This is a genomic window from Ruegeria lacuscaerulensis (assembly GCF_013031245.1).
Taxonomy (GTDB): Bacteria; Pseudomonadota; Alphaproteobacteria; order Rhodobacterales; family Rhodobacteraceae; genus Ruegeria; species Ruegeria lacuscaerulensis_C.
In genome coordinates this window covers 326,105-351,099 of record NZ_WPZL01000003.1, presented here as the reverse complement: position 1 = coordinate 351,099, position 24,995 = coordinate 326,105, and the positions used below count along the sequence as shown (strand labels likewise).

Below are 24,995 nucleotides of genomic sequence, written 5' to 3'. Positions count from 1 at the left end.
CGCATTGGCAAACAACAATGGACTTCTACTAAAGGCAAACGCTGCGAAGGCCGCGTTCAACGCCGCGCTCGCTCAACACGCTGCGGGCATACGGGAGCCTGGCGCTATCTACGATATCACAAAGCTACCTGATCAAATTTATGAAGAATGTGTCTGGCCGACCGCTCACGGTGGCAATGCCAATAGCTGGGGAGGTTACGACCAGAACAGTCGGGGGTATTGTACAACACTCGTCAGTCGTATCGCTGTTCAAATTGCCTCGCGAGAGATGGCATGTATTTTCGCGCCTGCTGGAGCACACGATCTTACGGCAGTGCTTGACGAGTTCCTCGCCAATGAAGATCAAAGCATCTTGCGAATTTCGATGGAAGACCTACCCTTTGAGCACAATACACGCGAACTGGTGGCTAACGGCTTCGGGCGCTATTTGCTGACCAAAGCGCGCTCTGGCGCATTTCGAGCGCAGCCAGTGTTGACCGTGCTCGATGAAGCGCATCAGTTTCTTAACAAGTCAGTTGGCGACGACTATAACCGATTTCGGCTGGAGTCGTTCGGCCTGATCGCCAAAGAAGGCCGGAAGTATGGTCTGCTGACTGTGCTATCGACGCAGCGCCCTCGCGACATCCCCGAGGACGTTTTAAGCCAGATGGGGATGTTCATCGTGCATCGTCTGATAAACGAGAAAGATCGTCAGATCGTAGAGCGAGCTTGCGGTAGCCTCGATGCTTCAGCGGCAGCTTTCCTTCCAATACTCGGACAGGGAGAAGCCCTTGTAATTGGTCTTGATACTCCCATGACCATGCCTGTTCAGGTATTGCTGCCGGATTCTGAGCCGGACTCCACAGATATTGCCCTGTGGTAGGTTTCTCGGCGCACCCCTGCGGGGCGGGCTGTCGTGAACCGAGCCCGCCTTTGGCGGTCTCGGCCAAGCGGCGTCCATCCCTTGCGCGTTTATTGCCAGCCCTGACGGGCTGACGTTCTTTCTTTTGTTGGGGTCTGCGACCCCGTCCTCCGTCAAGACCAAGCCCTTCACATTGGTTGCGGGCGCAGCCAGCGGTATCCCCGTCCTTCCGCTCTGCGTTTGTGCAGGGCGGGTGATCCCCCTCCGCTGTCTGCGGTCCTGACGGTCTCCCCCCGCTCATTGGCGCGGGCCTAGTCCGGTTGCATGCGCAACCGGCTTTTAAAGAGGAGGAAAAGACCAATGAAACAAGACATTTATCAAAAAGTGACAGACAAGATCATTGCCGATCTTGAGCAAGGCGAACTGACATGGCTCAAGCCGTGGTCAGCCGGAAACATGGAAGGGCGGATTATCAAGCCGCTCCGTCACAACGGCATGCCCTATAACGGCATCAACGTGTTGATGCTCTGGGGTGCGGCGATGGAAGGCGGCTATCTCTCCCCATTCTGGATGACCTACCGCCAAGCCAAGGAATTCGGGGCGCATGTGCGCAAGGGCGAACGCGGCAATCTGGTCGTTTATGCCAACACCATCACCAAGACAGAAGAACAGGACGACGGCAGCGAAGAAGAACGGAAAATCCCGTTCATGAAAGGCTATAGCGTGTTCAACGTGGAGCAGATCGAAGGACTGCCAGAGCATTTCTATGCCAAGCCAGAACCCGTGATTGATCCTGCCGAGCGGATCGAACACGCCGAAACCTTCTTTGCAGCCACAGGCGCAGATATTCGCCATGGCGGGAATTCTGCCCATTACAGCGGCGGCACAGATCATGTGCAAATGCCTTATTTCGAGAGCTTCCGCAGCCCTGAAAGCTACTACGCGACCCTTGCCCATGAATTGACCCACTGGACAAAGCACAAGAGCCGCCTTGATCGCGACTTCGGACGCAAAAAATGGGGTGATGAAGGTTATGCAAGAGAAGAACTTGTTGCCGAGCTTGGCGCAGCTTTCCTTTGTGCCGATCTGTCCCTGACGCCCGAAGCCGGAACAGATCACGCGGCGTATATCCAGAGCTGGCTGAAAGTCTTGAAGAATGACAAGCGGGCAATCTTTAGCGCGGCAGCGCACGCACAGCAGGCAGCGGATTACCTACACAGCTTCCAAGAGCAAGAAACCGAGCAGCAGGAAGGAGTCGCCGCGTAAGCGGCGGCTCGGCCACCCCCATCAATTTTCAAAGAAAGGAATTACACCATGGAAAAACACAACATAATTTGGCGCGGCATCGCGGTCGAAATCACCTATAAACCGGAAGAATTCGGGATGACCGATCACGTCGAATTGCGCACCGAAAACAAGACACCGCTGCCCGTCACAGAAACCGGCTACCGCTCCAATTTTCTGCCGCTTGGCCATGTCGAACAGCACGGCGGCGCGGTCGCCTTCGTTACCGCATGGCTGGATCATGAAGCCAATCGCACCCGCTGGAAGGGAGCGCAGTTATCGCTATTTTGAGGGGAAAAATTTTCGGCTGGCACTTCGGCCAGCCGCGTTGGCTTCTCACAAGGCGGGCGCAAGCTTGGTTTGAGGAGTGTGCGTTATCGTCAGTATGGTTGAGTAAATATTGGAAATATCAAACTTGCTACCGGTTTGAACTTCATGTAAAATACTCAATATGAGTGAGCAAAGATCGTCACACCTAAACCGATTGGAGAAAGACCTGCCCGAAGGGTTGGTGGTCGATGCTGCATGGCTTGAGAAGCGCAATATCGCCAGCAATCTACGTTCATACTACGTCAAAAACGGATGGTTGGAGCAGGCCGCACGCGGTGTTTACCGTCGTCCACGCGGCTCGCTCAGTTGGCAGCAGGTCGTGATATCACTCCAAACTCTGCTCGCAGTGCCACTCGTAGTTGGAGGCCGAACAGCGTTAGAGCTTCAAGGCTTCGCCCACTACCTCGTGCATGAAACCAAAACGACCCATCTATACGGCCCTGACAAGCCGCCAAGCTGGCTCAACAAGCTGAGCCTTCCGCAACGCTTCGTCTATCACAACAGCGAAACCCTGTTTCGAAACCAACCGATCACCCTCGGGCTGGGAAACCTCGCGTGGGATATCTCCAAAGGAACGGGGCGTGATCTTGAACGTTTTCAGGGCGGAAGCTTGGGTACATTGGCATGGGGACAATGGGACTGGCCGCTGACCCTATCGAGACCAGAGCGAGCCTATCTGGAAATGCTGGACGAGTTGCCAAGCAACGAGAGTTTTCATCAGGCCGATATGTTCATGCAGGGGGCCGCAAACTTTAGCCCGCGCCGCTTGCAAAAACTTCTGACCGACTGCGCCAGCATCAAGGTCAAGCGCCTTTTCTTCTACTTTGCCGACCGTCACGACCATGCGTGGCTAAAGCGGCTCGACAAAGACGCCGTTGATCTTGGCAAGGGCAAGCGGATGCTCGTGAAAGGCGGGCGACTTGATCCAGCCTATCTGATCACCGTTCCGGAGGACCTCGATGGCCTTTCGTGAACACTACGAACATCAAGTCCGCTTGCTGATGCGCCTTCTGCCGATTGCGGCGCGCGAAGATTGTTTTGCGCTCAAAGGCGGCACGGCAATCAACCTGTTTGTTCGCAATCTGCCGCGCCTCTCCGTGGATATCGACCTGATGTATCTGCCAATGCACGCAAGACCGGAAGCGCTTGCCGGAATTGACGCGGCAATGAAATGGATCGAGGCCACCATACTCGCTGAAATCCCAGGATCGCGAACAACACAGAGCGTCAGCGAAGGCACTGTTTTGCGTTTGGTGGTTTCGGCGGAACGCACGCAGGTCAAGATTGAAGTCTCACCCGTGCTACGCGGTGTTGTCAAAGAACCAAGCGTCCAACCCGTGACCGAGGCCGTCGAAGACGCTTTCGGGTATGCGGAAATCGCCGTTGTGTCCTTCGAAGACCTCTATGCGGGCAAGCTCGTCGCCGCCCTAGACCGCCAGCATCCGCGAGACTTGTTCGACGTTCGCGATCTGTTTTCCAATGAGGGGCTGACCGACGCGCTGCGCGAAGCTTTCCTTGTTTATCTTCTCAGCCACAACCGCCCAATGGGAGAGGTGCTGTCTGGCCGCGTCAAAGACCTTGCCGATGAATTCAGGGACGGTTTCGACGGCATGACAGAAACCGCCGTTGGCATCGAAGACCTCATTCAGACGCAGCAAAACTTGATCGCTGATCTGATCGGCAACATGCCAGACAAACATCGGAAATTTCTGATCCGTTTTGAGCACGGAGAGCCGGATTGGTCATTGATCAGAACCCCGCATGCCAGCGAATTACCCGCCGTCAAATGGCGGCAACGAAATCTCGACTCCCTGCCGCCGGAACGCCGCGCTGAGCTGGTTGCATTACTTGAGCAATCGCTTGGCCGCGAGGGATAATTTCGCTCAGTATCAAGGGCGGCGGATGCACCGTTGCCGTGGTTGCCCAAGCAAGTTGCGGATATTCTCAAGCGTTGCCCGAATGCGGCGGTGATCCGGCGTGTGCGGCTCAGTTTCAGAAAGCAGCAGCGTAAAAAGCTGGTACAGCTCGCCAAGCTCCTGATCCGTCAGGCTTTGCAATTCGTGCATTGTGATAAACGTGATCATGCGATCCTCCTTTTCCGTTTCGAACCGGTCCATCCGGCTCTTCTCGGAATCGGGAGGCGTAGAAAGCGGCCTTATAGGACACCCTCGCGGGCGCAACATCGTGGAGCAGGCATTCATCGCCTTGTCCGTTTGCACGGGCCTTTCTGCCAGAACTGATGACTTGAAGACCTGTGGCCGGACGCCTGCGGAAAAGAGCGGCGCACGGATTACGGGATCATAGATCAACGCATTGCATGCAAAGGATCATGCTTGGCTTGCGATACGTCTCGTTTCTTTTGCCTGAATTCCTGACCGAACGCGGCCAGCCCTCAATATCCTGCCCGCACCACTCCGCAGCGAGCAGCGGACCGTGTGGGATATGACGCCTGAACCTACTCCGTCCGGTCTTGCGGAATGGCGTAACGAGCCAACCACAAACCAAGGAGAACCATCATGGCACGCAACAACTCAAAACCTGAATCCCCGCAACCCAACGCGCCCGACTTTTTGGCCTGGCACGTTATAGACAAAGGCGAGAAATCGTTCTGGAACAAAGTCGGCGCGGCATGGCGGCACAAGGACGACAAAGGCTACACGCTCCAACTCGAAGTCGTCCCGATCAATGGCCGCATCGTTCTGCGCCAACCGCTTGACGAACCGGAAAGCGGCCAAAATCGCTGAAACGCAAAAGGGGCGCGCATAGCGCCCCAATTTATTGACACCGCGCCAAGACCGTTCAGATTACTTCCGAGGAATAGACTGTTTCCATACGTTTCACGGCTGGATCGTCGATGGCGATGGTCCGCACAGGACCCATCAAGTCCTGATTCTCGTGCAAATGCATGTAGCACCAGGCATCGTAGTGCTCGTCTTCGGTTGCGTTATGCGCAACGATTTCCGCACTTTTTCGTACATGGTCTTCCGTGTCCGGCTTCTTGAGCGCTTCAATGGCTTCGTAAAGCGCCAGAACCCGAACGGGAACATACAGGGTGCATAGTGGCTCGGTCATTTTTTCTCCTATCGTCTTGGGCGGTGCGGACGGTTTCGTTTGCGCCCTCTGTCTTTGTCTCGCGATGGTTCGGCCTCGCGCTCCTCACTGAGGTCTTGGTAACGCGCGATATCGGCCCGCAGGTCCAGTAGTTCTTCTTGCTCCTGCTTGCGGTGTTCCCTGATCTCGATTTGCAGCACACGCCGGTCCTCAAGCTGCCGCAGGATCAAGCGGTCGGTTTCTGCCTGATCGCGCCGATGGGCGTCCCAGGATTCGCGCTCGTTCCGCCGCTTGATCTCGGAATAACGCCCCGTGATCCTGTGCCAGATGCCTTTCATGCCGCGCGGCAAGCGGGCAGCGCGGGCCTTGGTTTCTGCAATCCAGCGCTTTTCCAGCGCGGCCTTGAGCGCCTTTCGCTCTTCGCGATGCCGACCAGCCATTTCGCTTCGCCTGAACTCAAGGCTTGCCGAGCGTCGCCGCGCATCCGCTTCCATGTCTTTGACAAAGCGCGATAGCGCCCCCGTCATACGCTCGCCGATACGGGTTTTGATCTGTTCGACAGACGGCAAGTCTTTCGGATCGCCAAGGCGTGCCTTCACATCCTTGACGCGGACACTAGACCATTTGGAGAGCGAATAGATTTCTCCACGGTAGTCGATGGCGACAAAAGCCTTCCGATCACCTTGAGCCAGCCAGAAGCCGCGTTCCTGCAAGGCGTTTTGCAGCGCAGATTTTGAATCGGTTGACTCCCAGCAATTTCTGAACAGCGCCTTGAGCTCGCGCGGATCAAGCTTGACGCGCTTGGCTTGTTGCCATTCAGCGCGGTTGAAGTTCAGAGGATCACGCAGCGTCCAGTGCTGAAAGCCTTCCGGCATGTCCCAGCCATGCTCAAGAAACAGCTTCCGTGATTGCTCGATGAGCTTGCGCTTATAGAACGGCAGGTTGATTGCGGTCATCGACTCAGCATCAATGCGCGACCAAACACAATGAGCATGCCTCCGCCCGTCTTTTTCATGAAAGACAATCGCGCGGGGCTGACCCTCGAGTCCCAGCTTTTGCTCGATCTCATTCGCTGCATTTTCAAAGGATTCCGTCGATACCTGTTCGCCTTGCGGCGGGTTCAGGCTCATCGAAAACAGATAGTTCTCGCACCGCGTCCCTTTGGCAATCGCATCCGTCTCATGAAATGCATCCAGAAGATCATCGCCGATAAAACCGCGCACTTCATGCAACTCGACATGATCATTGTCCCGCATGGCGAGAAGGTATCTGGCGAGCTGCGGACCATCACCGCGTTCCTTGGCTTGCAGGATCATGGTGTCAGGCTCGGTCCAGTTTTCGAACCTGAACCCGAATTGCAGACACCAAGCGCCAGCAGCAAGTCTTGCCGCATGGCTTTGACATCATCGCAAGCCTGCTTGATCGCGTCCTCGGTTTCCTGCGTGACGGGTAGCGAGCCGGTATTCACGGCCTTGGCAAGCTGGTTTAGATTATTGGAAATCCGCGACTGGCCGAGCGCCCCAAGCACACGGCCAAGCGCGACATGATCCTTCACCGGAGACTTGCCGCGCCTCTTGCGCGGGGTCTCCTTGTCGCGGAACAGTCTTTGCCTGATATACGCACCGACCGGAATCCCAGCCGCCTCGTTTTCTAGCTGCGCACGCTCCTCAAAGCTTAGCCGCAGCGAAAACGGCACCGGAAAGGTCGGTTCACGCTCCTTTTTGGGCTCAGGGTTATTTAAGTTTTTGATTTCATTGTCTGGATACTTCATCGACGCACCTCCGACCATCAAGGTCTAGTTGCGTGAGATGCCGTTCCCATTCCTCAAGCGTCTCGAAAAGAGTGTTCGAACTTTCTCCTTCGAGGCGCGCCATACCATCCTGCAAAAGTAATTATTTTCAACGCCTTGTGTGGCTAATGCGCGCTGATGGGTGACACCTGTCGAATAGCTGGTTCAGATACGGTCCAATAACGGTCAAAATAAACTAATGTCGTATGGCGCGAGGCCACGACAATACGGCCACATCGAACACACTTATCAAATGGCTGGCGATTCTGTCGATTATGCCCGGCAAATTACGGCGCTGGTTCTCTATTCATCAAAAACAAAGAGCGCCAAATGGCGCTCGTCATTGAATAGTCATGCATTAGTTGGGTTAGCCACCCCAGGAACGGACTTCGCCGCAATCCATATGAACGAAATTCGAGCGGGAGTACTTGCCGACGCCGCCGGCGCGGCAGGACATGGCGGCTTTGGCCATTTGTGACACAGACCGCGAAGCCAGCCGCAGGTCAGCTGCCTGACCCTTCATATGCAGCGAGTTTTTCGCCACCCGGCGCGAGCGGGACCGAAGCATCGCGTTGGTTTGCGGGGAACGGTATCCCGAGAGCAGCATATAGGGTTCGTTGACGTCCAGTAGATTGTGCGATGCGGCCATGATATCGATTGTGCGCAGGTCCACGTCTTTGACCTGATCAGTCCGCCAGTCGCGCATGAAATGGTTCACTTCTTTCACGGCGTCTTTGATGTATTTTCCATCGACCCAATAGATCATGTCGATCCGCTCGCCGGTGCGACCGGAATACATGCGTATGCGCCGGATATCGCCACCGCCGCGAAGAAACCCTGCTGCATTGGAATAGGTCGGTGCCGCCACGACTGCTGTAGCCGCAAATGCGCCCAGTAGGGCACGCCGGGTCAAACCCGAAGTACTGCTCATCGTCATTTTAGTTTCGTCCCGTACAGTTCCTGCCTGCGCACGATGTTACGCGCGCGTTCTTAATTTTTTCCCATCCCAGATGCGGGATTTATGACACAGACGCAAATCTCCGCCAAGAAGTCTTTCATTTTCGCCTATTCAAGGGGGAAATTTCGGCAGTTTTTTGCGCAGGTGATGCAATTAGGTATAATCAACAGGCAATTACCTGCTGGTCCGCGCGAGCCGATGCAAACGAGCATCATGCGCAGACAGAAGCACCAAAGTGATGCATTTGTGAATAGACAATTTGACCGACGCGAAACCATATTTGGTCGGCGTGATCCTCGGAAGCGTAAAATGTTGAATAATCAAGGCCATCTCATGCTCTCAGTTTTTCGAATGCGTACCAGTATTGTTTTTACCGCATGTTTTCTGGCTTCGGCGGCAATCGCCAATACCGAGTCCAAGACGGCGACGGCGTTTCAGATGGCTGTGGCCGAATTTGCCCCTTCAGGGTCGGGAATCGCCGAATATTACCGAAGTAACGGGTTTTCTCCGATCTGGGTGGGTAAAACACCTGAGCACGCGGCGCGACGCGCACGATTGATCAACGCGTTGTCGACGACTCATATGCACGGATTGCCCGAAGGGTCCCAGAGTGTTCAGACGCTTCTGGATCAGATGCAGGACGCGCGCACGACCCGTGACCTGGGGTCAGTCGAAATCAATTTGTCCCGCGCCTTTGTCGAATACGCCAGAAACCTCCAATCCGGGGCTTTGCGCCCATCTGATATTGACGAGGGGTTGGTTCGAAAAGTTGAACGGGCGCCGGCAAAAGTTCACTTGCAGGGCGTCGTTTCTGCGAAAAACGGCACCTATTTTGATCAACTGGCACCACAATCGACCCAATACCGGGCGTTGATGAAGCAAAAAATCGCTCTGGAGAACTTGGTAAATCAGGGCGGTTGGGGTGCGACAGTTCCTGTGTCGAAGCTGGAATATGGTGATACTGGACCTGCTGTAATTAAGCTGCGCAACCGGTTGGTTTCGATGGGGTATCTCAAACCGACGGCCAGCCCGGATTTCGATGACGCCTTGCTGGCCGCCGTTCAGGCGTTTCAGGTTGATCATGGCCTCGCATCAGATGGTGTGGCTGGGCAGGGAACACTGACAGAAATCAATCGTAGCGCCTCGGAAAGGCTAAAAGCCGTCCATGTCGCGCTGGAACGGGAACGCTGGCTGCCGCGTGAGCGGGGTGAACGGCACATTCTGGTGAACCAGACGGATTTTTCCGCGAAGATTGTGGATGACGGGCTGGTCACATTTGAAACACGCGCCGTAATCGGCAAGAACACGCATGACCGCCGCAGCCCCGAATTCTCGGATGAGATGGAGCATATGGTCATCAACCCGAGCTGGTATGTTCCGCGCTCGATCATCACCAAGGAATACCTGCCAAAGTTGCAGTCAAATCCAAACGCCGTCGGTCATATCCAGATCACAGATCGCGGCGGCCGACAGGTAAATCGCGGAGCCGTGGACTTTACCCAATTCAACGCCCGCAACTTCCCGTTTGCGATGCGTCAGCCACCCAGCAAGAGCAACGCTTTGGGGCTAGTGAAGTTCATGTTCCCCAATAAGTACAACATCTATCTGCATGATACGCCTCAGAAAAGTTTGTTCGCGCGTGAGGTGCGGGCATTCTCGCACGGCTGTATCCGGTTGGCGCAACCATTCGATTTTGCCTATGCGCTACTGGCCCGGCAGGAAGAAGATCCGAAAGCATTCTTCCATCGTGTTCTGGCCACCGGCAAAGAAACTAATGTCCAACTGGAACAGCATGTTCCTGTCCACCTGATCTATCGCACGGCCTATATCGGGCCGAAGGGGCAGGTTCAGTACCGCCGGGATGTCTATGGACGGGATCAGAAAATCTGGGAGGCTCTGCAGAAAGCAGGGGTGGCCCTGCCGGACGTTCAGGGGTAATCACCAGGGCAGGTCCTTAAAACGGGAAGCCCATTATGCAATATACCATTCAGCAAATCGCCGAAGCTCTTGGAGCGGAATGTCAGGGTGAAACAAGCCTGATGATCGAGCGCGCTGCTGAACCGTCCGACGCAGGCGCGTCTGATCTGGCTATGGCAATGTCACCGAAATACGCTGAGGCGCTGAGCAATGGCTCTGCCCGTGCAGCAGTTCTGTGGGAAGGCGCTGACTGGCAAGCTCTGGGTCTGGCAGCCGCGATCTTCGTGCCTCGTCCACGTATGGCTATGGCGGGGATCACGTCCATGCTGGATGGCGGGCAGGGTGTTGAGCCTGGTATTCACACCTCGGCTGTGATCGATCCAACTGCTGAACTGGCCGAAGACGTGGCAATTGGCCCGCTGACGGTCATTGGTGCCCGGGCCCGCATCGGAAAGGGTGCGATCATCGGAGCGCATTGTGTGATCGGTATGGATGCCGTGCTGGGTGAAAATGCGTTGCTGCGCGAGATGGTCAGCATTGGCGCGCGGGCGCGGATCGGCGATCGGTTCATTGCTCAACCCGGTGCCCGGATCGGTGGTGACGGTTTCAGCTTTGTCACGCCTGAGGTTTCGGGGGCCGAAAACGCCCGCAAAACCATGGGCGATCAGGGCGGCGCAAGGGCGCAAAGCTGGCTTCGTATCCACTCGCTCGGTGCTGTCGAAATTGGCGATGACGTTGAGGTTGGGGCGAACTGTACCGTCGACAACGGAACCATTCGCAATACCAGTGTCGGCAACGGATCAAAATTGGATAACCTTGTACATGTTGGCCACAACACCCGTGTCGGGGAGGATTGCCTGCTCTGCGGCCAGACCGGTGTTTCGGGTTCGGTCGAGATCGGCAACAACGTTGTTCTGGGTGGTCAGACAGGTGTCGTCGATAATATATTTATCGGCGATGGCGTTATCGCTGGCGGGGGGACCAAAATCCTGTCGAACGTGCCGGCCGGCCGTGTAATTATGGGCTATCCGGGAATAAAAATGGAAACCCATACAGATATTTACAAGGCGCAGCGCCGTTTGCCCCGCATGGCACGTGACGTTGAGGCGTTGAAAAAGGCTGTTTTCAAACAGCCTCCGAGCGATTAAGTCACAATCAACGTGATAATCAGAGGATCGACATGAGCATCACCGACCGCGTCATCGCCATCATTGCTGAGCAGGCCGTGTTGGAGCCTTCGGATGTGACGCCCGAAAGTACGCTCGAGGATCTGGGAATCGACAGCCTGGGCCTTGTCGAGAGCATTTTTGCAATTGAGGAAGAATTCGACATCTCGGTACCGTTTAATGCCAACGAACCGACGGCCAGTGATTTCGACATCTCGAACGTCGCCGCAATCATTGCCGGTATCGAAAAGCTTGTGTCGGAAAAGGTCTGACATAAGACCATGAAACGCGTTGTCATTACCGGGGCCGGGACGATCAACTCGCTGGGCCACTCCGTTCCCGATACTCTGGAGGCCATGCGCGAAGGTCGCTGCGGTATTTCCGAGCTGGAGTTCCGCGATGTCGATCGTCTGGCGATCAAGATCGGTGGTCAGGTGCGCGGGTTCGAGGCAGAAGGGCGTTTCAACCGTCAGCAGATGACCCTGTATGACCGGTTCACCCAATTTACTTTGACGGCAACGAAAGAAGCAATTGATCAGTCGGGGATCGAGTTCCACGGTGATCTTGCGGCGCGATCCGGTGTCGTCTTGGGCACCGCCGGTGGCGGTGTTTCAACCTGGGATGACAATTACCGATCGGTGTACGAGGACGGCAAGAACCGCGTTCACCCCTTTGTTGTTCCCAAATTGATGAACAACGCGGCAGCCAGCCACGTTTCGATGGAGCATAACCTCAAAGGTCCTAGTTTTACGGTGTCGACGGCATGCGCGTCTTCGAACCATGCGATGGCGCTTGCCTTTCAAATGGTGCGCAGTGGAGCGGCTCCGGCGATGATCACCGGTGGGTCGGAATCCATGTTGTGCTTTGGCGGCGTGAAAGCCTGGGAAGGGTTGCGCGTCATGTCCAAGGACGCTTGCCGCCCCTTCAGCGCCAATCGCAACGGAATGGTTCAGGGCGAGGGCGCAGGCGTCTTCGTATTCGAAGAATACGAACATGCCCGCGCGCGCGGTGCAGACATATTGTGCGAGGTTGTCGGATTTGCGATGACCTCGGACGCCTCTGATATCGTGATGCCCAGTAAGCAGGGCGCTGCGCGGGCGATGTCCGGCGCTTTGGCGGATGCGAGTCTGAACGCGGATCAGGTCGGCTATATCAATGCGCATGGCACCGGCACAGCGGCAAATGACAAAACCGAATGCGCGGCGGTCGCCGACGTTTTTGGCCCGCATGCAGATGACCTTATGATCTCGTCGACGAAATCCATGCACGGCCACCTGATTGGTGGTACTGGCGCAGTGGAATTGCTGGCGTGCATTATGGCGCTGCGCGATGGCGTAATCGCTCCGACGATTGGTTATGAAGAGCCCGACCCGGAATGCGCATTGGACGTGGTGCCCAACGACGCCCGAGAAGCTAAGGTCGATGTAGCGCTCAGCAACGCATTCGCCTTTGGCGGGCTGAATGCGGTTCTGGCGCTAAAACGGATCTGACAAAAATTTCAATTGAACATGAAAACGCCGCCAGTGTAATCGGGCGGCAATTTTGGTTTGGTTCGGGCTTAGTTTTGGTTGACACTCAGCCCGTCGAACCCGGCGGTGAACCCTGCCAGCGACACTTCAATATCCAAAAGTTGATTAGGAGCCAGAACGGACACTACCGAAATGTTCGCTTTGGTTCCGGCTTTCATTGCGTCTACGTCGCCCTGGGTAAAGCCCAATTGCACAATACAACCAACCGGGTTGCAGTGGTGAAAATTATAGCGCTTGCCCGGTGCCCCGTCGATCGACAGCGCCAGTTGGGCTTGCAAAAAAACTTCGAGGGGCACGATAACGGTAGCGCCAGCAACGGCCGGCGCAGACTCGGGTAGTTTGGTTATCGTGATATCAGCGATGGGTTGGCCTTCCGGCCCCGACAGCACCTGCCTCATCAGGCAGGGATCTGTATCGGTTTCGGTCTTGAGACAGGTTATCGCCCAGCTCCCCACCTCTTCTTTGACATATTGCTCGCCAACACGGGGTCCGGCTTCGCCCAGATCCAAATCGGACCCAACTTCGGTTTGCGGAGTTTCAGCCGATGTCTCAGCCTCCTGAGTTGCTTCCTGAGCATAAGCGGCACCACACCAGAGGGCAGCGGCAACAAAGCTGAGAGATAGGGTGTTCTTGATCATGGATGCCTCGGCAATGTGATTGAGCTTTTGATCCCGTCTATCACCCTTGGGCGATACTGTCAGGCAGTAAGGTGTGTCATTCGTTGGATGTAGACGGATTCTTGCCATAACGTCAGGCAGATCGCCCGCTGTGTCCAATGAAAAAGGGAGCCGGTGGAGCGGCTCCCTTCCAAAGACTTTTCTCCCCGTCGGACTGGCCGACTTAGTTATGCGCAGACGTTACGAAAGGGGAACGCACTGGTCAACTGCAAACCTGAAATTTTAATGCCTAAACAAGGATTCGTTAAAAAAAGCCGCGCCCGGAGGCGCGGCCAGTCGACAGGGAGGAAGTTTGCAACCGTGCACCTGTGAAGGCGAAGGCTGCGATTGGACTATCGCAGTTAAAGGTTAAGTTTGTATGCTGGGGGCAGATCGGTGGAAATTAAGGCCTTACATTCATGGACAAAACTATCTTTCTGGGCGGCGCAGGTGAAGACTATAGCCAGCCTCAAACCCTGACGCTGAAATATGCCAATCGGCACGGTTTGATTGCCGGGGCGACGGGAACAGGTAAAACAGTGACGCTGCAGATCCTGGCTGAAGGATTCTCGCAGGCCGGTGTCCCGGTTTTTCTGTCTGACGTCAAAGGGGATTTGTCCGGGTTGGCAAAGGCAGGCAGTGAAACTCACAAACTGCACCAGGCGTTTCAGGACCGGGCCCAGCGCATTGGATTTGCGGATTATTCATACGTCGCATGCCCGGTTACGTTCTGGGATTTGTTCGGGGAGCAGGGGCATCCGGTCCGAACGACCGTTACCGAAATGGGCCCCTTGCTGTTGTCACGTCTCATGGACCTTAGCGAGGCGCAGGAAGGCATTCTGAATATCGCTTTCCGCGTGGCAGACGAAGAGGGTATGCCGCTGCTGGATCTTAAGGACCTGCAGTCCCTGTTGGTCTGGATTGGAGAAAACCGGGCGCAGTTGTCTTTGCGCTATGGGAATGTGTCCACGGCCTCGATCGGAGCAATTCAGCGGCGCTTGCTGGTGCTGGAAAACCAGGGTGGAACAAACCTGTTCGGTGAACCGGCTCTGGAATTGGCCGATTTGATGCGAACCGACGAAAACGGGCAGGGAATAGTGAATATCCTGGCGTCCGATAAGTTGATGGGATCTCCGCGTCTGTACGCGACGTTCTTATTGTGGCTGCTGAGCGAATTGTTCGAGGAACTGCCCGAAGTCGGCGACCCGGAAAAACCCAAACTGGTCTTCTTTTTTGACGAGGCACATCTGTTGTTCGAGGATGCGCCGAAGGTTCTTGTAGACAAGGTCGAGCAAGTTGCGCGGCTGATCCGGTCCAAAGGCGTTGGTGTATATTTCATTTCGCAAAACCCAGCGGATATTCCCGAAGATATTCTGGGTCAGCTCGGCAATCGCGTTCAGCACGCGCTGCGTGCGTTTACAGCGCGCGACCGAAAGAACCTGCGCCTTGCAGCCGAAACCTATCGCGAGAACCCTGCCTTCGATACAGAAGCGGTGATCCGCGAGGTTGGCGTGGGAGAAGCGGTGACATCCATGCTGCAGAAAAAGGGTGTGCCCGGGATTGTTGAGCGCACACTCATTCGGCCACCAGGATCACAGCTTGGACCGATTACGGATTCAGAACGCCAGGCTTTGATAGATGCGTCTGAAATGAATGCCAAATATGGCACGTTGACGGATCGGAAATCGGCCTTTGAAATTCTTCAAGCCCGCGCGGACGCGGCAGCACAGGCTGCCGCCGTGGCGGAAGAGCAGGAAGAAACACAATCCGTGGCCGAGCGTGAATTCGCTACCGCGCGCCGGTTTTCCGGCAGCCGGGTCGGGCGCTCGTCGTCGCGGGTGACCCGCCAGAAAGATACGTTTGCCACCGCTATGACCGAAGCTGTCATCAAGGAACTTAAGGGAACCACCGGGCGCCGGATTGTCCGCGGTATCCTTGGCGGTCTGTTCAAGAACCGGTGACGTTCGGGCGTCGAGCAACCGGTCTGTTGCCCGTCGCCCATAGCACTACTTAAGACGACGTTGCCCTTCCTGCCGACAATATGCATCCGCCTCAGGTACCGACATTTTGGTTGCAGGGAAGTTGATGGCCCGATCCCACGTCACACGGTCCTGGCGGTAAAGCTGACATGTCACTTCACCTTTGGGGGTCTGAACCTTTACCGGCGTGGTTTCCAGATCTTCCGGCGAAGGGATACATGCGGCCAGACTTGCAACAAGCAGCAACATAAGGATTTTGGTAACAAGAGTGGCTTTCATGTGTCGTCTTCTTATTCTCAAGAGTTAGCCTGAACCAGTAACGTCGATTAGCTAATTTGGCGTGAACGTCGACCTTTATAAATTCAGAATTAGTCTAACGATGGTTGCCTCTAATAAAGATTAGGTCAGGAATCAAGAAACCGCGCCGAATAATCGGCGCGGTTCAGGTATTTGGGAGAAAATAGACCTACTTCTCAGGGATCAGGCCTCTGGGACTGAATCTGAGAACAATCAGCAGGATCAGACCCATAGTGAACAGGCGCATATGTGCTGCGCTGTCAATCAGGTGCGACTTGAGTGCACTGCCATCGGGCAGACCCAAGGTTATCAGGTTCATCAGCCACAGCCCAATGGGTTCAACCTGAATCCACAGGAACCAGATCAGGAAAGCGCCCAGAACCGCTCCAAAATTGTTTCCCGACCCGCCGACGATCACCATGACCCAAACCAGAAAGGTAAAGCGCAGGGGGTTATACGTGCCTGGCGTAAGCTGCCCGTCCAGTGTGGTCATCATCGCGCCGGCGATTCCGCAAATTGCGGACCCCAGAACAAAGATCTGGAGGTGGCGGCGTGTTACATCCTTACCCATCGCCTCGGCCGCGACTTCGTTATCTCGGATCGCGCGCATCATGCGGCCCCATGGGCTTTTGAGCGCCATCTGCGCCATCCAGAGCAGCGCCAGCAAGACGATCGTAAACAGAAGCGAGTATCCGAGTTTGACGGAGAGAGTCGAGGCTGTGACCGGATCAAGCCCAAACCAATCGGCGCGCGTAAGAAAACCAGGATCGTTTTGCAGCTCTACTTCATAGCCCACGACCGGGTACGGGCGAGGAATGCCGTAGACGTTCTTGACCCCTCTGGCCAGCCAGTCTTCGTTTTTCATGATCGCAATGATAATTTCGGCAATACCTAGCGTTGCAATCGCCAAATAATCCGAGCGCAATCCCAAAGCTGTTTTCCCGATTAGCCAAGCCGCACCTGCTGCTAACAGACCGCCGGCAAACCAAGCCAGAACAACCAACCAGCCGCAATATCGGGCCTCGGTGCAGAAGTTCAATCCACCGAGGTTTCCAGCCACGGCAGGGTTGATCGCCTCGACCGCCGCCGCGCTGGGATCAAATACAGCGCGATAGATGAAGAAACCGACAACCAGAATGCCGATGATCGACAGCGTCTGTACCCGGCCTTTTGGCAATTTCTGTGCAACCAGCACACAAGCCACAACAGTTGCCGCGCCCAGCAGCAACGACAGTACGATCCCATATCCGCCCGAGGACCAGGCCCCTGGCGTCGGAGGCGTAGACACCAGCACAACCGCCAGCCCACCCAGCGCGACAAAGCCCATGACACCGACGTTGAACAGGCCTGCAAAGCCCCATTGCAGGTTCACCCCGATCGCCATGATGGCCGAGATCAGCCCCATGTTCAGAATCAGGATCGCGGTGTTCCAGCTCTGCGTGAACCCGCTTAACAGGATTAACCCGGCAACGACTACGAAAAGCAGCGTGTTTTTGACGGACTCGGTCATACCACTTTCCCCTTAAACAGACCCGTAGGTTTGAACAGAAGCACGATCAGCAGGATGACAAAGCTGACGGCAAATTTGTAATCGGTGGACAGGAACTGCACCAAGCCAGACGGAGCAAGGCTTTCCGGTGCTATATAGGTCAGCACCTTTTTCCAGGCATAGGTGATCGTGACTTCGGAAAAGGCGATGATGAACCCGCCTGCGATGGCACCCAACGGGTTGCCGAGGCCGCCCACGATGGCCGACGCAAAGATCGGCAGCAGAAGCTGGAAATAGACGAACGGTTTGAAACTCTTGTCCAACCCGTAAAGGACTCCAGCGGTTGTCGCCAGCGCCGCAACAATGATCCAGGTGATCATCACCACACGTTCCGGGTTGATACCGGACAACAGTGCCAGATCCTCATTGTCGGAATAGGCGCGCATCGATTTGCCGGTCCGTGTTTTGTTGAGAAACCAGAACAGCAGCGCCACCGCAACGACGGCAACGACCACAGTAAGCGCCTGAGACGTTCGGATCGCAAGCCCTTCGTTCAGACCGGTCATGGCCCTAAAATCGCGTGCGGAAATCAGGAACCGCGCCCCGTCCGAGAAACGCTGATCATCCGGCCCGATTATGAATCGCACAAGCCCGTTCATGATGAACATGACGCCCATCGAGACGATCACCAGAATAACCGGTTTGGCCTTTTGTTCCCTGTAGAACCGATAAACCAACCGATCTGTGATCAGCACCAGAACGATACAGCCCAGAATGGCAAAGGGCAGGGCCAGCAGAGCGGTCGGCAGCGGACCAAAGCTGACTCCGACGGCCTGCAGCCCCCATGTGACCAGCACGGCGATCATTGCGCCAAAGGCCATCGTGTCGCCATGGGCAAAGTTCGAAAACCGCAAAATGCCGTAGATCAGAGTGACCCCCAGCGCTCCGAGTGCCAACTGACTGCCATAGGCGATTGCGGGCACCAACACAAAATTCGCAAGCGCAACAAGCGCGTTGAGTAAGTCCATGAATTCTTCTCACTGTCCGAGTGCGACCTTATGGCATGCGGCCGAGTGAAAACACAACAATTCCGCTGCGCAAGATGGTTCAAAACACCAGAAAAAAACGAACAAAACGCGGTGACGGCAGTCGCCAAGCCGGGTTGAAAAGAAGAACCCCGGAGATATGTCAAAATCCTCCGGGGGGGCGGTTAACTGATTCTGCGGAAAGGGTCGTTACGGTGGTCTCAGTGAGGCATTGAACAGGTGCCGCGTTCGTTCCGCTGTTTCGCACCTGACGCCCGTATAGCAAGTTCGCCAGAGTCGGAATCCACCGTGTAACCGACGCTGCCGCCGGTAAGAACCTGAAGGAATTCCTGCGCGCCAAGGCTGGGATACACAAGTACCTCATGTTCCTGGCCGTCAACCACAAGCACACCTTTGGATTGGCCATCCACCCGTTTTAGCGTAACCAGCTGCACGGGGTCGAGCGGAGTGCAACCGCTGGCTTTGCATGTCTCGGTAATCTGGCACTCGTAAACAAATTCACCTTGCGCGGGGGTTTGCGTCACGGCCTGCGCGGCGGCGGGCAGAACGACGGCGGCAAGGGCTGCCAGATATTTCATAGTATGTCTCCTGAAAGGGGCGATTGCCCGAAAGTGTTGAGAATCGGACGCCCGATTCCCGCTGTTCGCAGGCCGTGAGTAAGGGGGGAACGTGGCGAAACTTTAGCCGCGGAAAGAGTGATCAGGAGGTCGTTGAAAAGGTTTCAGGGCGTTGTAAATGAATAATTTTAGTGGGTCGCAGTATTATTATCGCTAAGCATGATCACAGTTTGGCCTCAATCCTGTTGAACGGGCGACATTAGACGTTTGTGGGAACAAGGACAAAGTTGGAGAGCGCCACAAGGGCGTTGTGGAAGTCAGTTAGTTAAACTTCGAATTCTGATCACATTTTACGATCAAACGTTGTTCCCGATCGACGACGACGAAGTCTCCGTTCATACCGACTTCTATTATCCAAGAAAACTGGAGAGATTGAATGTCCGGATCAGACAGTTTCACTCGTTCGCGAAACATGTATTGATATGCGGTCAGATATTCCCGGCCAATCGCATCGGATGTTGACGAGAAATTCGCAAAATGCCGAGCATCACTTTTCAAGGACGGATCATCAGGACCGATTATCGCGATAGTTCCAGCCCTAGAAACATCGATGCAATTTTGACCTAGTTCACAAAGCCTTGTTGCCTGACATTCTAGAACTTTGAGCGGTGGAAAAACCACGTCGGCCAAACTGACATTGGCCTGAGTAATCGCAAGAGCAAAAACCAAAAAACTAGCTCTCATCTTCACCCCCCCAAGAAACTCTTCCGTACCTCGGGGTCTGCCAGCAGTTCCTTGCCCGTGCCGGAATAGGCGTTGCGCCCCTGAACCAAAACATATCCCTTGTCCGCGATCTCCAGCGCCTGACGGGCATTCTGTTCCACCATCAGGATCGGCAACCCGGTCCGCGAGACTTCGATAATCCGGTCGAACAGTTCATCCATTACGATGGGTGAAACACCGGCAGTCGGTTCGTCCAGCATCAGCACCTTCGGTTGGGTCATCAGCGCGCGACCGACGGCGACCTGTTGGCGCTGACCGCCCGACAGCTCTCCGGCCGCCTGATTGCGTTTATCGCGCAGGATGGGGAAGAGGTCATAGACCTGCTCTATCGTCTGGCTGATGTCATCGCGTCGGATAAACGCTCCCATCTCAAGGTTTTCCTCGACCGTCATCGAGGTGAAGATGTTCTGCGTTTGCGGAACGAAACCCATGCCCCGGATCACGCGATCCTGCGGGGACAGGTTGGTGATGTCCTCTCCGTCCAGACGCACCGAACCCGCGCGGACGTCAAGCATCCCGAATACGGCCTTCATCGCGGTGGATTTCCCGGCACCGTTGGGGCCGACGATCACGGCGATCTCGCCCTTGTCCACGGCGATGGTACAGTCATGCAGGATGTCGGGTCCTTTGCCATAGCCGCCGGTCATCGTGTCACCGATCAGGAAGGGGCCGCCGCCGACATAATGCGTCTCGCCGCTTTTGGAATGCGCTGGCGTCATCGTGCCGACACCATGAGTGTTGGTGATCGACGCGTCCTTGTTGCCCTTGTCATCCTGATAGGGATTGTCGCTCATGCCCCGGCCTCCAGCTTGTCTTTGTTCTTCAGGCCGGTGCCCAGATAGGCCTCGATCACGTGCTCGTTGGCCTTGATCTCGTCTAAGGTGCCTTCGGCCAGAACCTTGCCTTCGGCCATGCAGATAACCGGGTCGCAGATCTTGCCGATGAAATCCATGTCGTGCTCGATGACGACGAACGTGTAACCGCGTTCTTTGTTCAGGCGCAGGATTGTGTCGGCGATGGTCATCAGCAGGGTACGGTTTACGCCTGCGCCGACTTCATCCAGAAACACGATCTTGGCGTCGACCATCATGGTGCGGCCGAGTTCGAGCAATTTCTTCTGACCGCCCGAGACCTGACCCGCCTTGTGGTCGGCCAGATGTTCGATGGTCAGGAACTCCAAAACCTCATCGGCCTTGGCTTTAAGGGCGCGTTCTTCATCGGCGATGCGCTTGCGGCCAAACCAAGTGTTCCACAGCGATTCCCCGGATTGGGCACCGGGCACCATCATCAGGTTTTCGCGGCAGCTCATCGAGGAAAACTCGTGCGCGATCTGGAACGTGCGCAGCAGGCCCTTGTGAAAGAGATCATGCGGCGGCAGGCCGGTGATGTTCTCACCATCCATGAACACCTTGCCACTGGTCGGTGGCAGCACGCCCGCGATCACGTTGAACAGAGTGGTTTTTCCGGCCCCGTTCGGCCCGATCAGGCCTGTGATCGAACCCTTTTCGATTTCCAGCGACGCCCCATCCACCGCGTGAAAACCGCCGAAATGCTTGTGCACGTCTTCGACGACGATCATCTTTTCCCCTAGCCGCCGTTTTCGGCGTTCTTTTGTTTCCTCACTCCCAAATGAGAGGTGCGGCCTTTTTTCACTGAAACAGCCCGGACACAAGGCCCGGGCTGCTTGTTTTTATGACGATAGATGCGGGATCAACGGAAGTTGACGGTCTTGTTCTCGCCGTCGGTGACTTCGATCTCGCGGTAGGACCCCGCGCTTTCGCCGGGGCCGATCAGCTCAACGCCGGAGGCGCCGACATAGTCGATGTCCTGGCCTGCGGCCAGCAGTTCCAGACCCTTGGCCAGTTCACCCGGATAGATTTTCTCACCCGGTTCGTTGGCCACGTCCATGATCTTTGCGCCATACTCGGCAGGGTTGGTCGACCCGGCAGCTTGCATGGCCAGCATGAACAGCGCAGCGGCGTCGTAGGATTCAGGCGAGTAGGGCGACGAGCCGTCAAAACCTGCGGCCTCGGCCATGGCAAAGTACTTTTCAGCACCTTCACCACCCGAACCGGCGATCTGGCCGAACGAGCCGTTCAGGTCGGGGCCGACGTTGGACGGCAGCGAGTCGCCGATCATGCCGCCTGGCAGACCGAAGGTGTCAAAGGCGCCGCTGTCCAGCGACGACTGGATGATGCCCAGACCGCCCTGGTCCAGATAGCCCGCGACGACCAGAATGTCGCCGCCGGCCGATGCCAGCGCTCCGACTTCAGCCGAATAGTCTGCCTTACCGTCCTCGTGCGCGGCTACGATGGTGACCTCACCACCTGCTTCCTCGAACGAGGACTGGATCGCGTCGGCCAGACCTTTGCCGTAGTCATTGTTGGTATAGGTCAGAGCGATCGAGTTGATTCCGCGGTCCTTCAGGATGTCAGCCATAACCTGACCTTCACGCGCGTCCGACGGGGCGGTGCGGAAGAACAGGCCGTTGTCTTCCATGGTCGAAAGACCGGGCGAGGTTGCCGACGGTGAAATCATGACCATGCCGTTCGGGATCGCAACGTTCTGCAGGATCGCGCCGGTCACGCCCGAGCAGTCGCCGCCGATGATGCCGGCAACGCCGTCCGCGATCATGCGTTCGCCGTTCGAGGTTGCCAGACCGTTGTCGATACAGCCGGTATCGGCGCGGGACGCGCTGACTTTAGAACCATCTAGCAGTTTGCCGGACTCGGTGACTTCGGCCATTGCCAGTTCCGCGCCCGAGCCCATCGCCGGTGCCAGCGATTCAATCGGGCCTGTGAAGCCAAACAACACGCCCAGAGTCACATCTTCGGCCATGGCGGTGCCAGCCAGCAGAACAGTTGCTGCAGTTGCAGTAAGCAGCTTTTTCATTAGGTTACTCCCATATTGGAACGTTTTCGTTCTGGGCACGACCCTAGGCAAGCCGTCCGGAAAAGAAAAGTCCTAACGAAATTGTGTTTTTGCTCTGCACAATCCTATTTGTTTTGTTGGGTTTGTCGTTTTGCAGGGTAGCCTGCGTTCTGAGACAGGAGAGCAAAATGTTAAGGGCTTTCGCGATTCTACTGCTGTCCGTAAAGGCTGGTCTGGTCAGCGCTGACGTATTGCAGACTTCGGCTGGTCCGGTCCAGCTCAACACTATGGTTGAAGGGCTGGATACACCATGGGCCATCGGAATTTTGCCCGGGGGCGCTTTTCTGGTTACGGAACGTGACGGTGACATTCTTTATGTGGCGGACGGGCAGGCGAAACGGGTGAAGGGTGTGCCCAAGGTTGCCGCGAAAGGGCAGGGTGGCCTTTTGGATGTAACCGTGGCGCGCGACTTTTTGCAGACCCGAGAGATATTTCTGACCTTCTCAAAACGCCAACGGGGCGGGGCCGGAACTGCGCTAGCCGTCGCGCGCCTGTCAGAAAGTGGCGATCGGTTGAGCAACCTCCGCGTGATATTTGAAGCAACGCCGGGAGGATCAGGGGGGCGTCATTTTGGTTCTCGGGTGGTTGAGGCCAATGACGGCACGCTTTTCCTGACGATAGGCGATCGGGGAGATCGGCCAAATGCGCAGAACAAATCCAATCATATGGGGTCAGTCATCCGTGTAAACCGTGATGGGACAGTGCCCGCCAACAACCCTTTTGTCGGGGAAGCCGGTGTTCGCCCTGAAATCTGGTCATTTGGCCATCGGAACCCGCAAGGGGCGGGGCTGGACGCACAAGGCCGCCTCTGGATTTCGGAGCATGGGGCAAAGGGCGGGGATGAGGTCAATCTGGTTCAGCCGGGAAAGAACTACGGCTGGCCGGTAATTTCCTACGGCGTGCATTATTCCGGTCAGAAGATCGGTGAGGGTACCTCAAAACCCGGCATGGAACAGCCCAGGCACTATTGGGACCCGTCCATAGCACCGTCCGGGCTGATGGTTTATTCCGGCAAGCTCTGGCCGGAATGGAAGGGCGATATCTTCGTCGGATCACTCAAGTTCGACTATATCGCGCGGCTTGAGGGATCACCTCTGCGCGAGGTCGAACAGATCAAAGGGCCCGAGACCGGGCGTGTTCGGGATATCGTAGAGGCACCTGACGGGTCTATCTGGTTCATTTCTGTTGGTGAGGGGGCTGTCTATCGCATGACCCCGGGAGTTTAAGTCTGAATCAGACCGATAAACGACCACTCTGCGCACCACGCTCACGATAGGGCGTGGTGTTGTAATGCGCCCTGTAGCATTTCGAGAAATGGGACGGGCTGGCGAAGCCACAGGCCAGCGCAACGTTGATGACGCTCATGTCTGTCTGCATCAGAAGATTGCGTGCTTTGTGCAGCCGAAGCTCCATGTAGTACCGTTTGGGCGACCTGCTCAGATAACGGCGGAACAGCCGTTCCAGCTGCCGTGTCGACATTCCGACATCTTTGGCCAGGATAGAGGGCGAGATCGGCTCTTCGATGTTCTTTTCCATCATCAGGATGACCTGGCTCAGCTTGGGGTGTCGCACACCGATCCGGGTCGGAGTGGACAGACGCTGCGTGTCCTGATCGGTGCGGATCGAGGAATAGATCATCTGGTCCGCCACCGCGTTGGCCAGGTCTTCGCCATAGTCGTCGGCAATGATTTTAAGCATCAGGTCAATAGAAGACGTTCCACCTGCCGTGGTCATCCGGTTGCCGTCGACGATAAAGACAGACTTGGTTAGTTCGACCTCGTCAAATTCCTCGACGAAACTGTCCGAATTTTCCCAATGAATCGTGGCTCGTTTGCCATCCAGCAGCCCCGCTTTGGCCAGCGTATAGGCGGCTGTGCAAAGACCACCGATGCGCAATCCACGGCGCGCCTCGCGGCGCACCCAGTTCAATACTTTCTTTGTGGTCGCTGCCTGCACGTCCACGCCGCCACAAATCAGAACGACCTCGTCGCGCTGAAGCTCGATCAGATCGGAGTCCAGCGCAAAAGTGGTCCCGGCCGAGCAGCTGACCGTCTCACCGCCTTCACCGGCAAGTGTCCAAGTGTATAACGGTTTGTCCGCCATACGGTTCGCGATCCGAAGGCTGTCCAAAGCTGACGCAAACGACAGCAAAGAGAATTTGTCCAGAAGGACAAATACGAAATTGCGGGGGTTGGCCGCAGTGTCTTCCACCGTGACAACTTGGCGTTGCTCTTTCATGGCGAGGCGTCCTTGATTCGGCGCGTGGCAGTGTCTTACCCGGGCACAGGTTTGACAGTCACCATGATCAAAGCTTGTTTCCCGCGTCAAGAGGTCCAAATCGTATATGGTCAGTCTTCAATGCATTTTGTATAGAGACGACCTGACTATTTCA

At 55.9% G+C, this 24,995-nt stretch carries 27 protein-coding genes; 12 read left to right on the top strand and 15 right to left on the bottom strand.

The window, feature by feature from the left end; translation table 11 throughout:
- Positions 1-4: 4 nt before the first annotated feature.
- The 5 genes from GOX66_RS25580 (at position 5) to GOX66_RS06410 (ending at position 4,332) form a co-directional block, all read left to right on the top strand.
- Entirely contained in the window at positions 5-862 is an 858-nt protein-coding gene (locus tag GOX66_RS25580; RefSeq protein WP_214652576.1) for an ATP-binding protein, read from the top strand.
- Between the two features lie 339 nt (positions 863-1,201).
- Positions 1,202-2,107, top strand: a complete 906-nt coding sequence (locus tag GOX66_RS06425; protein WP_170760761.1) for an ArdC family protein — start codon at positions 1,202-1,204, stop codon at positions 2,105-2,107.
- A gap of 48 nt (positions 2,108-2,155) precedes the next feature.
- Positions 2,156-2,416, top strand: coding sequence for a hypothetical protein (locus GOX66_RS06420; protein ID WP_170760726.1), 261 nt, complete (start codon positions 2,156-2,158; stop codon positions 2,414-2,416).
- 160 nt (positions 2,417-2,576) lie between these two features.
- Positions 2,577-3,428, top strand: a complete 852-nt coding sequence (locus GOX66_RS06415; RefSeq protein ID WP_170760724.1) for a type IV toxin-antitoxin system AbiEi family antitoxin domain-containing protein — start codon at positions 2,577-2,579, stop codon at positions 3,426-3,428.
- Positions 3,415-4,332, top strand: a complete 918-nt coding sequence (locus tag GOX66_RS06410; RefSeq protein ID WP_170760722.1) for a nucleotidyl transferase AbiEii/AbiGii toxin family protein — start codon at positions 3,415-3,417, stop codon at positions 4,330-4,332. Before GOX66_RS06415 ends, GOX66_RS06410 begins: the two co-directional genes overlap by 14 nt.
- Before the next feature lie 12 nt (positions 4,333-4,344).
- Here the strand turns inward: GOX66_RS06410 and GOX66_RS06405 are convergent, their stop codons facing one another.
- Positions 4,345-4,539, bottom strand: coding sequence for a hypothetical protein (locus tag GOX66_RS06405; protein WP_170760721.1), 195 nt, complete (start codon positions 4,537-4,539; stop codon positions 4,345-4,347).
- Positions 4,540-4,971: 432 nt separating this feature from the next.
- On the opposite strand from GOX66_RS06405, the gene GOX66_RS06400 reads away from it, so the two are divergent.
- Positions 4,972-5,199 (top strand): hypothetical protein, encoded by a 228-nt coding sequence (locus GOX66_RS06400; protein WP_170760719.1) that lies wholly within the window; start codon positions 4,972-4,974, stop codon positions 5,197-5,199.
- A gap of 55 nt (positions 5,200-5,254) precedes the next feature.
- On the opposite strand, the gene GOX66_RS06395 is transcribed toward GOX66_RS06400, so the two are convergent.
- The 4 genes from GOX66_RS06395 to mepK all read right to left on the bottom strand — a co-directional run bounded on the left by GOX66_RS06395 (position 5,255) and on the right by mepK (position 8,232).
- On the bottom strand, positions 5,255-5,527 hold the full coding sequence (locus GOX66_RS06395) for a hypothetical protein (protein ID WP_170760717.1): 273 nt from the start codon (positions 5,525-5,527) through the stop codon (positions 5,255-5,257).
- Positions 5,528-5,535: 8 nt separating this feature from the next.
- On the bottom strand, positions 5,536-6,822 hold the full coding sequence (locus tag GOX66_RS06390; RefSeq protein WP_170760715.1) for a relaxase/mobilization nuclease domain-containing protein: 1,287 nt from the start codon (positions 6,820-6,822) through the stop codon (positions 5,536-5,538).
- A complete protein-coding gene (gene mobC, locus GOX66_RS06385) occupies positions 6,819-7,295 on the bottom strand; it encodes a plasmid mobilization relaxosome protein MobC (protein ID WP_237212533.1) in 477 nt (158 codons plus the stop codon). Before mobC ends, GOX66_RS06390 begins: the two co-directional genes overlap by 4 nt.
- A 367-nt stretch (positions 7,296-7,662) precedes the next feature.
- A complete protein-coding gene (gene mepK / locus GOX66_RS06380) occupies positions 7,663-8,232 on the bottom strand; it encodes a peptidoglycan L,D-endopeptidase MepK (RefSeq protein WP_170760713.1) in 570 nt (189 codons plus the stop codon).
- A gap of 354 nt (positions 8,233-8,586) precedes the next feature.
- Here mepK and GOX66_RS06375 point away from each other — a divergent pair, with 354 nt between their 5' ends.
- From GOX66_RS06375 to GOX66_RS06360, 4 genes are read left to right on the top strand one after another with little or no spacing between them, the layout of a single operon-like run.
- A complete protein-coding gene (locus tag GOX66_RS06375; protein ID WP_170760757.1) occupies positions 8,587-10,191 on the top strand; it encodes a L,D-transpeptidase family protein in 1,605 nt (534 codons plus the stop codon).
- 35 nt (positions 10,192-10,226) lie between these two features.
- Complete coding sequence (gene lpxD, locus GOX66_RS06370; protein WP_170760711.1) at positions 10,227-11,318, top strand: UDP-3-O-(3-hydroxymyristoyl)glucosamine N-acyltransferase; 1,092 nt, start codon at positions 10,227-10,229, stop codon at positions 11,316-11,318.
- Between the two features lie 32 nt (positions 11,319-11,350).
- Positions 11,351-11,608 carry an acyl carrier protein gene (locus tag GOX66_RS06365; RefSeq protein ID WP_170760709.1) on the top strand — a complete coding sequence of 86 codons (258 nt, stop codon included), beginning with the start codon at positions 11,351-11,353 and terminating at the stop codon, positions 11,606-11,608.
- A gap of 9 nt (positions 11,609-11,617) precedes the next feature.
- Positions 11,618-12,826 carry a beta-ketoacyl-[acyl-carrier-protein] synthase family protein gene (locus GOX66_RS06360; RefSeq protein WP_170760707.1) on the top strand — a complete coding sequence of 403 codons (1,209 nt, stop codon included), beginning with the start codon at positions 11,618-11,620 and terminating at the stop codon, positions 12,824-12,826.
- A gap of 68 nt (positions 12,827-12,894) precedes the next feature.
- On the opposite strand, the gene GOX66_RS06355 is transcribed toward GOX66_RS06360, so the two are convergent.
- On the bottom strand, positions 12,895-13,503 hold the full coding sequence (locus GOX66_RS06355; RefSeq protein WP_170760705.1) for an invasion associated locus B family protein: 609 nt from the start codon (positions 13,501-13,503) through the stop codon (positions 12,895-12,897).
- Positions 13,504-13,940: 437 nt separating this feature from the next.
- Here GOX66_RS06355 and GOX66_RS06350 point away from each other — a divergent pair, with 437 nt between their 5' ends.
- Positions 13,941-15,482 carry a helicase HerA-like domain-containing protein gene (locus tag GOX66_RS06350; protein ID WP_170760704.1) on the top strand — a complete coding sequence of 514 codons (1,542 nt, stop codon included), beginning with the start codon at positions 13,941-13,943 and terminating at the stop codon, positions 15,480-15,482.
- A gap of 45 nt (positions 15,483-15,527) precedes the next feature.
- On the opposite strand, the gene GOX66_RS06345 is transcribed toward GOX66_RS06350, so the two are convergent.
- The 8 genes from GOX66_RS06345 to GOX66_RS06310 all read right to left on the bottom strand — a co-directional run bounded on the left by GOX66_RS06345 (position 15,528) and on the right by GOX66_RS06310 (position 22,564).
- A complete protein-coding gene (locus GOX66_RS06345) occupies positions 15,528-15,779 on the bottom strand; it encodes a hypothetical protein (RefSeq protein ID WP_170760702.1) in 252 nt (83 codons plus the stop codon).
- Between the two features lie 187 nt (positions 15,780-15,966).
- Positions 15,967-17,307, bottom strand: coding sequence for a branched-chain amino acid ABC transporter permease (locus GOX66_RS06340; RefSeq protein WP_170760700.1), 1,341 nt, complete (start codon positions 17,305-17,307; stop codon positions 15,967-15,969).
- On the bottom strand, positions 17,304-18,314 hold the full coding sequence (locus tag GOX66_RS06335; protein WP_170760698.1) for a branched-chain amino acid ABC transporter permease: 1,011 nt from the start codon (positions 18,312-18,314) through the stop codon (positions 17,304-17,306). The genes GOX66_RS06340 and GOX66_RS06335 overlap by 4 nt, the downstream gene beginning before the upstream one ends.
- 218 nt (positions 18,315-18,532) lie before the next feature.
- The gene (locus GOX66_RS06330; RefSeq protein ID WP_170760697.1) at positions 18,533-18,910 is read right to left on the bottom strand and encodes a hypothetical protein; all 378 of its coding nucleotides are present in this window, start codon (positions 18,908-18,910) and stop codon (positions 18,533-18,535) included.
- Between the two features lie 300 nt (positions 18,911-19,210).
- The gene (locus tag GOX66_RS06325; RefSeq protein WP_170760695.1) at positions 19,211-19,633 is read right to left on the bottom strand and encodes a hypothetical protein; all 423 of its coding nucleotides are present in this window, start codon (positions 19,631-19,633) and stop codon (positions 19,211-19,213) included.
- A 2-nt stretch (positions 19,634-19,635) separates the two neighbouring features.
- On the bottom strand, positions 19,636-20,466 hold the full coding sequence (locus GOX66_RS06320; RefSeq protein WP_170760693.1) for an ABC transporter ATP-binding protein: 831 nt from the start codon (positions 20,464-20,466) through the stop codon (positions 19,636-19,638).
- Positions 20,463-21,251, bottom strand: coding sequence for an ABC transporter ATP-binding protein (locus tag GOX66_RS06315; protein ID WP_170760691.1), 789 nt, complete (start codon positions 21,249-21,251; stop codon positions 20,463-20,465). Before GOX66_RS06315 ends, GOX66_RS06320 begins: the two co-directional genes overlap by 4 nt.
- 131 nt (positions 21,252-21,382) lie before the next feature.
- The gene (locus GOX66_RS06310; RefSeq protein WP_170760689.1) at positions 21,383-22,564 is read right to left on the bottom strand and encodes an ABC transporter substrate-binding protein; all 1,182 of its coding nucleotides are present in this window, start codon (positions 22,562-22,564) and stop codon (positions 21,383-21,385) included.
- Positions 22,565-22,731: 167 nt separating this feature from the next.
- On the opposite strand from GOX66_RS06310, the gene GOX66_RS06305 reads away from it, so the two are divergent.
- On the top strand, positions 22,732-23,829 hold the full coding sequence (locus GOX66_RS06305; protein WP_170760687.1) for a PQQ-dependent sugar dehydrogenase: 1,098 nt from the start codon (positions 22,732-22,734) through the stop codon (positions 23,827-23,829).
- Between the two features lie 7 nt (positions 23,830-23,836).
- On the opposite strand, the gene GOX66_RS06300 is transcribed toward GOX66_RS06305, so the two are convergent.
- A complete protein-coding gene (locus tag GOX66_RS06300) occupies positions 23,837-24,841 on the bottom strand; it encodes a GlxA family transcriptional regulator (protein WP_170760685.1) in 1,005 nt (334 codons plus the stop codon).
- Positions 24,842-24,995: the final 154 nt, after the last annotated feature.